Annotated in this window: 13 protein-coding genes; all 13 read left to right on the forward strand. The window is 72.7% G+C overall.

Features of this window, described 5'->3' with window-relative positions:
* Positions 1-1759: alanine--tRNA ligase (gene alaS / locus GTW43_RS01800; protein ID WP_161299760.1), on the forward strand; the 1759-nt coding region annotated here is incomplete at its 5' end.
* Positions 1759-2223 carry a Holliday junction resolvase RuvX gene (ruvX, locus tag GTW43_RS01805; RefSeq protein ID WP_161299761.1) on the forward strand — a complete coding sequence of 155 codons (465 nt, stop codon included), beginning with the start codon at positions 1759-1761 and terminating at the stop codon, positions 2221-2223. The genes alaS and ruvX, both read left to right, overlap by 1 nt.
* A 131-nt stretch (positions 2224-2354) precedes the next feature.
* Positions 2355-4034 carry an endolytic transglycosylase MltG gene (mltG, locus tag GTW43_RS01810; protein ID WP_161299762.1) on the forward strand — a complete coding sequence of 560 codons (1680 nt, stop codon included), beginning with the start codon at positions 2355-2357 and terminating at the stop codon, positions 4032-4034.
* Positions 4015-4848 (forward strand): shikimate dehydrogenase, encoded by an 834-nt coding sequence (locus tag GTW43_RS01815; RefSeq protein WP_161299763.1) that lies wholly within the window; start codon positions 4015-4017, stop codon positions 4846-4848. The genes mltG and GTW43_RS01815 overlap by 20 nt, the downstream gene beginning before the upstream one ends.
* Before the next feature lie 118 nt (positions 4849-4966).
* A complete protein-coding gene (gene aroC, locus GTW43_RS01820; RefSeq protein WP_161299764.1) occupies positions 4967-6151 on the forward strand; it encodes a chorismate synthase in 1185 nt (394 codons plus the stop codon).
* Positions 6148-6663 carry a shikimate kinase gene (locus GTW43_RS01825; RefSeq protein WP_343245864.1) on the forward strand — a complete coding sequence of 172 codons (516 nt, stop codon included), beginning with the start codon at positions 6148-6150 and terminating at the stop codon, positions 6661-6663. Before aroC ends, GTW43_RS01825 begins: the two co-directional genes overlap by 4 nt.
* The gene (gene aroB / locus GTW43_RS01830; protein ID WP_161299765.1) at positions 6660-7763 is read left to right on the forward strand and encodes a 3-dehydroquinate synthase; all 1104 of its coding nucleotides are present in this window, start codon (positions 6660-6662) and stop codon (positions 7761-7763) included. The genes GTW43_RS01825 and aroB overlap by 4 nt, the downstream gene beginning before the upstream one ends.
* Before the next feature lie 131 nt (positions 7764-7894).
* A complete protein-coding gene (locus GTW43_RS01835; RefSeq protein WP_161299766.1) occupies positions 7895-8803 on the forward strand; it encodes a Pro-rich N-terminal domain-containing protein in 909 nt (302 codons plus the stop codon).
* A 93-nt stretch (positions 8804-8896) separates the two neighbouring features.
* Entirely contained in the window at positions 8897-10015 is a 1119-nt protein-coding gene (locus GTW43_RS01840; protein WP_161299767.1) for an aminopeptidase P family protein, read from the forward strand.
* Between the two features lie 60 nt (positions 10016-10075).
* Complete coding sequence (gene efp, locus GTW43_RS01845) at positions 10076-10642, forward strand: elongation factor P (RefSeq protein ID WP_161299768.1); 567 nt, start codon at positions 10076-10078, stop codon at positions 10640-10642.
* Positions 10643-10644: 2 nt separating this feature from the next.
* Positions 10645-11079 carry a transcription antitermination factor NusB gene (gene nusB / locus GTW43_RS01850; protein ID WP_161299769.1) on the forward strand — a complete coding sequence of 145 codons (435 nt, stop codon included), beginning with the start codon at positions 10645-10647 and terminating at the stop codon, positions 11077-11079.
* A gap of 100 nt (positions 11080-11179) precedes the next feature.
* On the forward strand, positions 11180-12610 hold the full coding sequence (locus GTW43_RS01855; RefSeq protein WP_161299770.1) for an MFS transporter: 1431 nt from the start codon (positions 11180-11182) through the stop codon (positions 12608-12610).
* On the forward strand, positions 12607-13380 hold a 774-nt coding region (locus tag GTW43_RS01860), incomplete at its 3' end, for an aminotransferase class V-fold PLP-dependent enzyme (RefSeq protein ID WP_161299771.1). The genes GTW43_RS01855 and GTW43_RS01860, both read left to right, overlap by 4 nt.

Genomic DNA, 13380 nt, shown 5'->3' on the forward strand with positions numbered 1-13380 from the left:
CGTGCTGCGCCGCATCATGCGCCGCGCCATCCGCAACATGCGCATCCTCGGCGCCACCGGCCCGGTCGTGCAGGAGCTCCTCGACGTCGTCATCGACACGATGGGACAGCAGTACCCGGAGCTGATCACCGACCGCAAGCGCATCGAGCAGGTCGCGCTGGCCGAGGAGGCCGCGTTCCTCAAGGCCCTCAAGGGCGGCACGAACATCCTGGACACCGCCGTCACCGAGACCAAGGCCGCCGGCCGGACGGTGCTGGCCGGCGACAAGGCGTTCCTGCTCCACGACACGTGGGGCTTCCCGATCGACCTCACCCTGGAGATGGCCGCCGAGCAGGGGCTGTCCGTGGACGAGGACGGGTTCCGCCGCCTGATGAAGGAGCAGCGCGAGCGCGCCAAGGCCGACGCGCAGGCAAAGAAGACCGGTCACGCGAGCGTCGGCGCCTACCGCGAGATCGCGGACGCCGCCGGTGCCACCGACTTCATCGGCTACACGTCGACCGAGGGCGAGTCCACCGTCGTCGGCCTGCTGGTCAACGGCGCCTCGTCGCCGGCCGCGACCGAGGGCGACGAGGTCGAGGTCGTCCTCGACCGCACCCCCTTCTACGCCGAGGGCGGCGGCCAGATCGGCGACACCGGCCGCATCAAGCTCGACAACGGCGCGGTGATCGAGGTCCGCGACTGCCAGAAGCCGGTTCCGGGCGTCTACGTCCACAAGGGCGTCGTGCAGGTCGGCGAGGTCACCGTGGGCGCCACGGCCCAGGCCGTCATCGACATCAGCCGCCGCCGGGCCATCGCCCGCGCCCACTCCGCGACGCACCTGACGCACCAGGCGCTGCGTGACGCGCTCGGCCCGACGGCCGCCCAGGCCGGTTCGGAGAACCAGCCGGGCCGCTTCCGCTTCGACTTCGGTTCGCCGTCCGCCGTGCCCACGGCCGTGATGACGGACGTCGAGCAGAAGATCAACGAGGTCCTCGCGCGCGAGCTCGACGTGCAGGCCGAGGTCATGTCGATCGACGACGCCAAGAAGCAGGGCGCCATCGCCGAGTTCGGCGAGAAGTACGGAGAGCGCGTCCGCGTCGTCACCATCGGCGACTTCTCCAAGGAGCTCTGCGGCGGCACGCACGTGCACAACACCGCCCAGCTCGGCCTGGTGAAGCTGCTCGGCGAATCGTCGATCGGCTCCGGCGTGCGCCGCATCGAGGCCCTCGTCGGCGTCGACGCGTACCACTTCCTCGCCAAGGAGCACACCGTCGTCGCTCAGCTCCAGGAGCTGGTCAAGGGCCGTTCCGAGGAGCTGCCGGAGAAGATCTCGGCGATGCTCGGCAAGCTCAAGGACGCCGAGAAGGAGATCGAGAAGTTCCGTGCGGAGAAGGTCCTCCAGGCCGCCGCCGGGCTCGTCGACTCCGCCAAGGACGTCCGCGGCGTCGCCGTCGTCACCGGCCAGGTCCCGGACGGCACCTCCGCCGACGACCTGCGCAAGCTGGTCCTCGACGTGCGCGGCCGCATCCAGGGCGGCCGTCCCGCGGTCGTCGCCCTGTTCACCACGGCCAACGGCAAGCCGCTCACGGTCATCGCGACCAACGAGGTGGCGCGCGAGCGCGGCCTCAAGGCCGGCGACCTGGTGCGCACGGCGGCCAAGACCCTCGGCGGCGGCGGCGGCGGCAAGCCGGACGTCGCGCAGGGCGGCGGGCAGAACGCGGCCGCGATCGGCGACGCCATCGAGGCCGTCGAGCGCCTCGTCGGGGAGACCGCGAACTGATGCGCAGAGGCCGCCGTCTGGCGATCGACGTCGGGGACGCCCGGATCGGGGTCGCGTCCTGCGACCCCGACGGGATCCTCGCGACCCCGGTGGAGACCGTGCCGGGCCGGGACGTCCCGGCCGCCCACCGGCGCCTCCAGGCGATCGTTCAGGAGTACGAACCGATCGAGGTCGTCGTCGGCCTCCCTCGCTCCCTCAAGGGGGGCGAGGGCCCCGCGGCCGTCAAGGTCCGCGGCTTCGCCCAGGAGCTCGCGCGCGGGATCGCCCCGGTCCCCGTACGGCTCGTGGACGAGAGGATGACCACAGTCACGGCGAGCCAGGGCCTGCGGGCCAGCGGGGTTAAGTCCAAAAAGGGCCGCTCTGTCATCGATCAGGCGGCGGCCGTCATCATCCTCCAGCAGGCTCTGGAGTCCGAACGGGCGTCAGGCGAAGCTCCGGGCGAGGGCGTCGAAGTGGTCATCTGATCGCGATACGGTAACGTCTCGCGCGACCGGCGGCGTTCGAACAGCTGCCGCACAGCATCAAGAGGCGGAACGGTCGCCCTGCCTGACGGGACAGCGGCACACCCACCCGCCTCGCGGCTTGTAGGGGACCGATGACTGAGTATGGCCGGGGCCAAGGCTCCGAACCGTGGCATCCCGCGGACCCGTTGTACGGGGACCAGGGATGGGGGCAGCAGGCCGGACACGGCCGGCCTGCCCACGGCGGCCAGGGGCAGTACGACCCGCAGCAGTCGCAGCAGTCCTACGGCGGTGACTGGGGCACGGACGGCGGCGGGCAGCCGGGCTACGGCCAGGACCCGTACGCCCAGGATCCCTACGGTCAGCAGCAGTACGGCCAGCAGCAGTACGGCGGCCAGCAGTACGGGGGGCAGCAGGGCCAGGGCGGCTGGGACACCGGTCAGCAGGGCCAGATGCCGTACGGCACGGACCCCGCCGACCCCTACGGCACCGGTCAGCACGCCACGTACGGCGGCGAGGAGCCGGACTACTACCAGACCCCCGGCGCCTACCCGCCGCCCGAGCCGCCGGGGCGCCGCCGTGCACCCGAGCCGGAGCCCGAGACCGAGTGGGACGCGGGCCCCGACCAGGGCGAGCACGCGTTCTTCAACGGCGACGACGGAGACGACGACGGCTTCGAGGACGACAGCCGGGCCGGCCGCCGCGGCAAGGGCAAGGGCGGCAAGAAGCCGAAGAAGCGCCGCAGCGGCTGTGCCTGCCTCGTCCTGACGGTGATCTTCGCGGCCGGCGTCGGCGGCGTCGGCTATTTCGGCTACCAGTTCTACCAGGATCGTTTCGGCTCGGCGCCGGACTACGCGGGCGGCGGGAACGGCGAGACCGTCACGGTCGTCATCCCGAAGGGCGCCGGCGGCTATGTCATCGGCCAGAAGCTGAAGCAGGCCGGCGTCGTGCAGAGCGTCGACGCCTTCGTCGCGGCCCAGCAGGAGAACAAGAGCGGCACGTCCATCCAGGACGGTGCCTACGTCCTGCAGAAGGAGATGTCCGCGGCCAGCGCGGTCGACCTGCTGCTCAGCCCGAAGAGCCGGGCGAACCTGATCGTCCGTGAGGGCTGGCGGAACTCCCTGGTCTACGCCGAGATCGACAAGAAGCTCAATGTCGCCAAGGGGACCACGGCCAAGGTCGCCAAGGAGGACTACAAGGAGCTCGGCCTGCCCGGCTGGGCCGAGGGGCACGCGAAGCTGAAGGACCCGCTCGAGGGCTTCCTCTATCCGTCGAGCTACGCCGCGGCCAAGGGCATGAAGCCCGCCGACGTGCTCAAGCAGATGGTCGAGCGGTCGACCGAGAACTACAAGAATCTCGGCATCGAGAGCAAGGCCAAGGCGCTCCACCTCGACGACCCGTGGCAGGTCCTCACGGTCGCGAGCCTCGTGCAGGCCGAGGGCAAGACGCACGACGACTTCCGCAAGATGGCGGAGGTGGTCTACAACCGCCTCAAGACGTCGAACACCGAGACCAACCAGCTGCTCCAGTTCGACTCGACGTTCAACTACCTCAAGCGCCAGAGCAAGATCAACATCGGCGAGTCCGAGATCAACAGCAACAAGGACCCGTACAACACCTACACCCGCAAGGGACTGCCGCCCGGCCCCATCGGCAACCCCGGCGACGAGGCGCTGCGCGCGACGCTCGCCCCGACGAAGGACGGCTGGATGTACTTCGTCGCGACGGACGGCATGCACAAGACCGAGTTCGCGAAGACCAACGCCGAATTCGAACGACTCAAGGCGAAGTTCAATGACAGCCAGGGCAACTGACGCCCACCGGGCCGCCGTCCTCGGCAGCCCCATCGCCCACTCGCTCTCCCCGCAGCTGCACAACGCGGCGTACGCGGCCCTGGGCCTTGCGGAGTGGACGTACGACCGGTTCGAGATCGACGAGGCGGCGCTGCCGGGGTTCCTCGACGGGCTCGGGCCCCAGTGGGCCGGGCTGTCGCTGACCATGCCGCTCAAGCGCGCGGTGATCCCGCTGCTCGACGCGATCACGGACACGGCCCGCTCGGTCGAGGCCGTGAACACGGTCGTGTGCCACCCCGACGGGCGGCGCACCGGCGACAACACCGACATCCCCGGGCTCGTGGCCGCACTCCACGAGCAGGGTGTCGACCAGGTCGGGTCCGCCGCGGTCCTGGGGGCCGGGGCGACCGCGTCCTCGGCCCTCGCCGCGCTCGCCCGGATCTGCACCGGCGAGGTCGTCGCGTATGTGCGCAGCGCCCGGCGGGCCGACGAGATGCGGGGCTGGGGCGAGCGCCTCGGCGTCCGGGTGCGCACCGCGGACTGGGCCGCCGCGGAGAGCGCGTTCGCGGCGCCGCTGGTGATCTCCACGACGCCCAAGGGCGGCACGGACCATCTGGCGGCCCTGCTGCCCGAGCGGGTCGGCACGCTGTTCGACGTCGTCTACGACCCGTGGCCGACCCCGCTCGCCGCCGCCTGGCAGCAGCGCGGCGGCGCGGTGCTCAGCGGCCTCGACCTGCTGGTGCACCAGGCGGTGTTCCAGTTCGAGCAGTTCACCGGGGACCGCAGGCCGGTGCTCGACGCCATGCGCCAGGCGGGGCTCGCCGCCCTCGGCTGACCCGGCGGGCCCCCGGCCCGTCTCACCGGCGGTCCGCACAGCGGACACGGCGCGGGGCGCGCCGCCCGGCATGGGAGGATCGGGGGACACACCCGGAGCGCGAGCATGAGGAGCACCGTTGAGCAGGTTGCGCTGGCTGACCGCGGGGGAGTCGCACGGCCCCGCACTCGTCGCGACGCTGGAGGGACTTCCCGCCGGCGTTCCGATCACCACGGAGATGGTGGCGGACCACCTGGCACGGCGGCGTCTCGGCTATGGCCGCGGGGCGCGGATGAAGTTCGAGCGTGACGAGGTCACGTTCCTGGGCGGTGTCCGGCACGGGCTCTCGCTCGGTTCCCCGGTCGCGGTCATGGTGGGCAACACCGAGTGGCCGAAGTGGGAGCAGGTCATGGCGGCCGACCCCGTCGACCCCGAGATCCTCAAGGACCTCGCGCGCAACGCCCCGCTGACGCGGCCCCGGCCCGGCCACGCGGACCTCGCGGGCATGCAGAAGTACGGCTTCGACGAGGCCCGGCCGATCCTGGAGCGCGCGAGCGCCCGGGAGACGGCCGCCCGCGTCGCCCTGGGCGCGATCGCCCGGTCGTACCTGAAGGAGACGACCGGGATCGAGATCGTCAGCCACGTCGTCGAGCTGTGCTCGGTGAAGGCGCCGCAGGGCGTCTACCCGACCCCGGCCGACGTGGCGAAGCTCGACGAGGACCCGCTGCGCTGCCTGGACGCGGACGCGTCGAAGCAGATGGTGGCCGAGGTCGACCAGGCCCACAAGGACGGCGACACCCTCGGCGGCGTCGTCGAGGTCCTCGCCTACGACGTGCCGGTGGGCCTGGGCTCGCACGTGCACTGGGACCGCAAGCTGGACGCCCGGCTCGCCGGTGCCCTCATGGGCATCCAGGCGATCAAGGGCGTCGAGATCGGCGACGGCTTCGAGCTGGCCCGGGTGCCGGGCTCGCAGGCCCACGACGAGATCGTCGGCACCCCGGACGGCATCCGCCGTGTCTCCGGCCGTGCCGGGGGCACCGAGGGCGGTCTCTCCACCGGTGAGCTGCTGCGGGTGCGGGCCGCGATGAAGCCCATCGCGACCGTGCCGCGCGCGCTGAGGACCGTCGACGTCGCCACGGGGGAGGCCACCCAGGCCCACCACCAGCGCTCCGACGTGTCCGCGGTGCCGGCCGCCGGGATCGTCGCCGAGGCGATGGTCGCGCTCGTCCTCGCGGACGCGGTCGCGGAGAAGTTCGGCGGCGACAGCGTCCCGGAGACCCGGCGCAACGTGACGTCGTACCTCGACAACCTCCAGATCCGGTGACCGGGCCGCAGATCGTCCTCGTCGGGCCGATGGGGGTCGGCAAGTCCACCGTGGGCGGACTCCTTGCCGAGCGGCTCGGCTGCACCTACCGGGACACCGACGAGGACATCGTCACCGCGCAGGGGCGCGCCATCTCCGACATCTTCGTCGACGAGGGCGAGGGGCACTTCCGCGCCCTGGAGAAGGCCGCCGTCGCCGAGGCGCTCGCCGCGCACGACGGGGTCCTCGCCCTGGGCGGCGGCGCCGTCCTCGACGCGGGCACCCGCGAGCTGCTGGCCGGCCGCAGCGTCGTCTACCTCTCGATGGACGTCGAGGAGGCCGTCAGGCGCACCGGCCTGAACGTGGCCCGCCCGCTGCTCGCCGTCAACCCGCGCAAGCAGTGGCGCGAGCTGATGGAGGCGCGCCGCCATCTGTACACCGAGGTCGCCCGGGTGGTCGTGGCCACCGACGGCCGCACACCCGACGAGGTCGTCGACGCGGTCCTCGACGCACTGGAGTTGAAGCAGGCATGACGCAGCAGCCGGAGCAGCAGATCACCCGGATCCAGGTGGCCGGCACCGCGGGCACCGACCCGTACGAGGTCCTGGTCGGCCGGCAACTCCTCGGCGAGCTCGGCTCGCTGATCGGGGACCGGGCCAAGCGGGTGGCGATCGTGCACCCCGAGGCGCTCGCCGAGACCGGGGACGCGCTCCGCGCCGACCTGGCCGAGCAGGGCTTCGAGGCCGTCGCCATCCAGGTGCCGAACGCGGAGGAGGCCAAGACCGCGGAGGTCGCCGCCTACTGCTGGAAGGCGCTCGGCCAGTCGAACTTCACCCGTTCCGACGTGATCGTCGGCGTGGGCGGCGGCGCGACCACGGACCTCGCCGGGTTCGTGGCGGCGACCTGGCTGCGCGGGGTCCGCTGGATCGCCGTGCCGACCACGGTCCTGGCGATGGTCGACGCGGCCGTCGGCGGCAAGACGGGGATCAACACCGCCGAGGGCAAGAACCTCGTCGGCTCCTTCCACCCGCCGGCCGGTGTCCTGTGCGACCTGGCCGCCCTCGACTCGCTCCCGGTCAACGACTACGTGTCCGGGCTCGCCGAGATCATCAAGGCCGGCTTCATCGCCGACCCGAAGATCCTGGAGCTGATCGAGGCCGACCCCGAGGCCGCGCGCACCCCGGCAGGACCGCACACCGCCGAGCTCGTCGAGCGCTCGATCAAGGTCAAGGCCGAGGTCGTCTCCGGCGATCTCAAGGAGTCCGGTCGCCGCGAGATCCTCAACTACGGGCACACGCTGGCCCACGCCATCGAGAAGAACGAGCGCTACAAGTGGCGGCACGGCGCCGCCGTCTCGGTCGGCATGCACTTCGCGGCCGAACTGGGGCGGCTCGCGGGTCGCCTGGACGACGCGACCGCGGACCGGCACCGCGCCGTCCTCGAGTCCGTCGGACTCCCGCTGAGCTACCGCTACGACCAGTGGCCCAAGCTCCTGGAGACCATGAAGGTCGACAAGAAGTCCCGCGGCGACGTGCTGCGCTTCATCGTCCTCGACGGCCTCGGCAAGCCCACCGTCCTGGAGGGCCCCGACCCGGCCGTTCTGCTCGCCGCGTACGGCGAAGTGGCCGAATAGCGCTGCTCGTTCGGCTTCGGGCACTTTGTGACCTCCCCGGCCGTTCACACAAGGCCGGCCGGGGACGGTACCGTTCGGTAGCGCCGTGTTCGGCGCCCCAGTGACCGTTGTACGAGATGGAGTGGCACCGGATGCAGCACGCAGGGGGTTCTCCGCTGCCACCGCCCCCTCGACCGGGGCACGGGCCTGCCGGTCCGTGGACCGGCGCGCCCCAGGCGGCACAGCCGCCCCAGCCCCCGGGCACGCCCGGCTTCGCGGGGGCGCCGCAGCACCGGCCGCCGCCCCCGCCGCACCCGCAGGCTCCCCGGCCCGGACCGGCCCGGGGCCCGCAGCCCCAGCCTCAGCCTCAGCAGGCGGGTCCCCGGCCGCCTCTCGCTGGCCAGCCGCCGCTGCGGGACACCACGGGGCACGTGGCGCTCCCGCCCGGCGGCCCGGTCGCCGTGCCGAGTCCGCCGCCCGCCCAGGCCCCCGTCGACCCGGCCGGGACGACCCTGGCCGTGCTCCTGATAGGCCCCGCCGGCGCGGGCAAGACGAGCGTGGCCAAGTACTGGGCGGAGCGCCGCCAGGTGCCGACCGCGCACATCAGCCTGGACGACGTCCGCGAGTGGGTGCGCTCGGGCTTCGCCGACCCCCAGACCGGGTGGAACGACAACAGTGAGGCGCAGTACCGGCTGGCCCGCCGCACCTGCGGCTTCGCCGCGCGGAACTTCCTGGCCAACGGGATCTCGTGCATCCTCGACGACGCCGTCTTCCCCGACCGGCCCGTCGTCGGCCTCGGCGGCTGGAAGCGGCACGTCGGCCCCGGCCTGCTGCCCGTCGTCCTGCTGCCCGGTCTGGAGATCGTCCTCGAGCGCAACGCCCAGCGCAGTGGGAACCGCCGGCTGACCGACGAGGAAGTGGCCAGCATCCACGGCCGCATGGCGGGCTGGTACGGATCGGGCCTGCCCATCATCGACAACTCGCAGCTGGACGTGCCCGCCACCGCCCAGGTCCTCGACGACGTCCTCGCGCGCGCCATCGCGAGCCCGCCCAGCTGGTGAGGGTGCGGCGCTGACCTGCCCCGGCCGAGAGGGCCGCCCCGTCCGGACGCGCTGAACCGGCCGGGTCGCGCCCGCGCTCGTAGGCTCGATTCCATGTCAGAGGTGCACGCGGCCCGCCGGGACCGGCTCCGAGAGCGCGCGACGGCGGGCGGCAGCGCCGCCGCCCTGGTGTCGCGGCCTGCCAACGTCCGCTATCTCACCGGAGCGGCGCCGCCCGGCGCGGTGCTGCTGCTCGGCGGGGAGGCCGGCGGCAGCGGCGACGTGCTGCTGTGCGCGAGCCCGCCGAGCGGTCAGATCGCCGAGGGCCGTACCGACGAGAGCCTGCGGGTGCAGGTCCTGGCCACGCCCGCGGGTGACCCGGCCGTCGCCGGGGCCGACGTCGCGGCCGCCCAGGGCGCCGACTCGCTCGCGGTCGAGGAGCACGACCTGACGGTCGCCCGCCATCGCGCGCTGGCCTCCGTCGCGCCCCGGCTGCAGCTCACCGACCTCGACCGGGCCGTCGAACAGCTGCGGTTCGTCAAGGACGAGGACGAGATCTCCTGCCTGCGGATCGCCGCCGAGATCGCCGACCAGGCGCTCGGCGAACTCCTGGAGTCGATCCTCGTCGGCCGCACCGAGCGCCATCTCGCCCTGGAGCTGGAGCGCCGGCTGGTCGACCACGGCGCCGACGGCCCGGCCTTCCCGACGTCCGTGGGGACGGGCCCGCACTCCGGCCGCGGTGGCCACCGGCCCAGTGACCGGCGCGTCGAGGAGGGGGATTTTCTCTCCGTGTGCCTCGGCGCGACCTACCGCGGGTACCGCTGCGAGATCGGCCGCACCTTCGTCATCGGCACGACCCCCGCGGACTGGCAGATCGAGCTCTACGACCTCGTCTTCGCCGCTCAGCGGGCCGGCCGGGAGAGTCTCGTGCCCGGCGCCGAGTGCCGTGAGGTGGACCGGGCCGCCCGTCATGTCCTGGACGCGGCGGGGTACGGTGACGGGCTCGCACAGCTGTCAGGACACGGGGTGGGGCTCGAAATCGACGAGGACCCGCAGCTGGCCCCCGCGGCCATGGGTAAACTGGACGCTTGTGTGCCGGTCACCGTCGAACCGGGGGTCCACCTCCCGGGCCGGGGCGGCGTCCGGATCGATGACACGCTCGTCGTCCGCCCCGAGGCGGACGGCGGACCCGAGCTACTCACCATCACGACCAAGGAGCTGCTCGCGCTGTAGCCGTCGGCTGCGGCGCTGTGCCCCCGGGTCGTCCACGTCAGTCCAGGAGATTCCGCAACCGTGGCTTCCACGAACGACCTCAAGAACGGCCTGGTGCTCAAGCTCGACGGGGGCCAGCTCTGGTCCGTCGTCGAGTTCCAGCACGTCAAGCCCGGCAAGGGCCCGGCCTTCGTGCGCACCAAGCTGAAGAACGTGCTCTCCGGCAAGGTCGTCGACAAGACGTTCAACGCCGGCGTCAAGGTCGAGACGGCCACGATCGACAAGCGCGACATGCAGTTCTCGTACATGGACGGCGACTACTTCGTCTTCATGGACATGGAGACCTACGACCAGCTGCACGTCGACCGCAAGGCCGTCGGCGACGCCGCCAACTTCCTGATCGAGGGCTTCACCGCCACGGTCGCCCAGCACGAGGGCGAGGTGCTCTTCGTCGAGCTGCCGGCCGCCGTCGAGCTCACCATCCAGGAGACCGAGCCGGGCGTCCAGGGCGACCGCTCCACCGGCGGCACCAAGCCGGCCACCCTGGAGACGGGCCACCAGATCCAGGTCCCGCTCTTCATCACGACGGGCGAGAAGATCAAGGTCGACACCCGTGACAGCGGCTACCTCGGCCGGGTGAACAGCTAACCGTGGCTGCCCGTAACACGGCCCGCAAGCGCGCCTTCCAGATCCTCTTCGAGGCAGACCAGCGCGGCGCCGACACCCTGACGGTCCTCGCGGACTGGATCCGGCACTCCCGCAGCGACACGCGGCAGCCGCCCGTCAGCGAGTACACGATGGAGCTGGTCGAGGGGTACGCCGCCAAGGCGGCCCGGATCGACGAGCTCATCTCGCAGTACGCCGTCGGGTGGACCCTCGACCGGATGCCGGTCGTCGACCGCAACATCGTGCGGATCGGCGCCTACGAGCTGGTCTGGGTCGACGGGACCCCGGACGCCGTGGTGCTCGACGAGGCCGTCTCGCTGGCCAAGGAGTTCTCCACCGACGAGTCCCCGGCGTTCATCAACGGACTTCTGGGCCGCTTCAAGGACCTGAAGCCCACGCTCCGCCGCGACGAGGCATAACGCCCCGGCACCGGGCATTCCACCGGGCCCGAAGCAGAACCTGAACAATGTTCTGCTTCGGGCCTGGTGCGTTCCCGGGGCACCTGACTAGGTTCTGTCCATGTCACCGACAGGCCCCGCAGGGCTCCCTGCCCGGGTGCGCATCGGCTACGGCCTGGGCTCCTTCGCCACCGGCACCTTCGGCACCGTCCCCGGACTGCTGCTGCTCTACTACCTGACCGACGTGCTCGGCGTCGGCGCGGGACTCGCGGGCCTGCTCGTGTTCCTGCCCAAGGCGTGGGACGTCCTGCTCAACCCCTGGATCGGCAGCCTCTCCGACCGCAGCACCCGCGCACGCCTCGGCCCGCGCCGCTCCTGGATGCTGCTCGGCGCGGTCACCCTGCCCGTCTGCTTCGCCGCCCTGTTCGCCGCGCCGGGTGGCCTCGAGGGCGGACCTGCCGCCGCCTACGTCGCCGTCCTCTTCCTGCTCGCCGCCTCCGGCTACGCCTGCTTCCAGGTCCCCTACGTCGCCCTGCCCGCCGAACTCACGGCCGACCCCGACGAGCGGGCCCGCGTCATGTCCTGGCGCGTGGCCTTCCTCGCCGTCGCGATCCTGCTCTCCGGCGCCGTCGCACCGCTCCTCGCGGGCGCCTCCGGCGACGACCGGGGGAGCCCCGGCGGCTACCGCCTGATGGGCCTCGTCATCGGCGCCCTGCTCGCCGCCGGCATGCTCGCGGCCGTCCTCTGCACCGCGGGCACCCGCAGCGTCATCAGCACGACCGGCGAACCGAGTCTGCGGGCGCAACTGCGCGCCGCCCGGGGGAACGCTCCCTTCGGACGGCTGCTCGGCGCCTTCGTCGTCCAGGCCGCGGCGACCGGCCTGATGCTCGCCGGCACCCAGTACTTCGCCACGTACATCCTCGACCGGCCCGGCGCCACGACCCTGCTCTTCGCCTGCCTGATCGTGCCGTCGCTGCTCGCCATGCCGCTCTGGCTCGCGCTCGGCCGCCGCACCGGCAAACGCGACGCGGCGATCGGCGCCTCCCTGTGCTTCCTCGCCGGGGCCGTCGTCGCGGCCTGCGGGCGGGCGCTGCCGGCCCCCGCGATCTACGCGGGCGTCGCGGTCGCGGGCATCGGCTACGCGGGCATGCAGATGCTGCCGATGGCCATGCTCGGCGACGCGATCGCCGCCGACGCCTACCGCAGCGGACGGCGCCGGGCCGGAGTCTTCACCGGCTTGTGGACCGCGGGGGAGACGCTCGGACTCGCGCTGGGGCCCGGCCTGTTCGGCCTCGTCCTCGCGCTCGGCGGCTTCGCCTCCTCCGACGCCGACCACCGCGTCGCCCAGCCCGACTCCGCGCTCACCGCGATCGTCGTCGGATTCGGCGCACTGCCCGCGCTGCTCCTGCTGCTCAGCCTCCCGCTGCTGGCCCGTTACCGCCTCACGGAGGCCGAACTGACCCGGCTGCGCGACACGGCCGCACCGGCCGCCGCGCCGCCCGACCCGCCTGCCGCCCCGCCCTGTGCCCCGCGAGACGAGGAGTCCGTATGACGACCACCGGCGACGACGCCGAAGCCGAAGCCCTCCTGGCCCGGCTCACCGCCCTGCGCGCCGGGGACCTCCCGGTGCACGGCGGGCGCACCATGGCCTACGTCTACGACGCGGGCCTGACCGGCCTCGAGGAGCTGGCGGACGCCGCGTCCGCCGCCTTCGCCGGGGTCAACGGGCTCGACATGACCGCCTTCCCGAGCGTCGTCGAGCTGGAGAACGACCTCGTGCGCCGGGCCACCGCCCTGCTCGGCGGCGCCGCGGGCACCTTCACCAGCGGCGGCACCGAGAGCTGTCTGCTCGCCGTCCTGACCGCCCGGCAGCACGCCCGCCGCGTGCGCGGGATCACGGCGCCCGAGCTGGTCCTGCCCGAGACCGCGCACGCCGCCTTCCACAAGGCCGCCGAGCTGTTCGGGCTCACCGTCCGGTCCGTGCCCGTCGATCCGGAGACCTTCCGGGTGCGCCCCGCCGACATGGCCGCGGCGCTCACGGACGCGACCGCCCTCGTCGTCGTCTCGGCCCCCTCGTACGCCCACGGCGTCATCGACCCGGTCGCCGAGGTCGCGGCCGAGGCGGCGCGGCGCGGAGTGCTGTGCCACGTCGACGCGTGTATCGGCGGCTGGTACCTCGGGCACCTGCGGCGGGCGGGCCTCGGCGGGCGGGATGCCCCGGGAATTCCGGACACGCCGCAGGTGCCGGACTTCGACCTCTCCGTCCCCGGGGTCACGTCCCTCTCCGTGGACCTCCACAAGTACGCCTACACCCCCAAGGGC

Origin of the sequence: Streptomyces sp. SID5785, assembly GCF_009870065.1 — a bacterium.
GTDB lineage: Bacteria > Actinomycetota > Actinomycetes > Streptomycetales > Streptomycetaceae > Streptomyces.

Coding starts and splice junctions, on each gene's coding strand:
- ruvX (WP_161299761.1), top strand. CDS start 1,759: ATGCGCAGAGGCCGCCGTCTGGCGATCGACGTCGGGGACGCCCGGATC.
- mltG (WP_161299762.1), top strand. CDS start 2,355: ATGACTGAGTATGGCCGGGGCCAAGGCTCCGAACCGTGGCATCCCGCG.
- GTW43_RS01815 (WP_161299763.1), top strand. CDS start 4,015: ATGACAGCCAGGGCAACTGACGCCCACCGGGCCGCCGTCCTCGGCAGC.
- aroB (WP_161299765.1), top strand. CDS start 6,660: ATGACGCAGCAGCCGGAGCAGCAGATCACCCGGATCCAGGTGGCCGGC.
- GTW43_RS01835 (WP_161299766.1), top strand. CDS start 7,895: ATGCAGCACGCAGGGGGTTCTCCGCTGCCACCGCCCCCTCGACCGGGG.
- GTW43_RS01840 (WP_161299767.1), top strand. CDS start 8,897: ATGTCAGAGGTGCACGCGGCCCGCCGGGACCGGCTCCGAGAGCGCGCG.
- GTW43_RS01855 (WP_161299770.1), top strand. CDS start 11,180: ATGTCACCGACAGGCCCCGCAGGGCTCCCTGCCCGGGTGCGCATCGGC.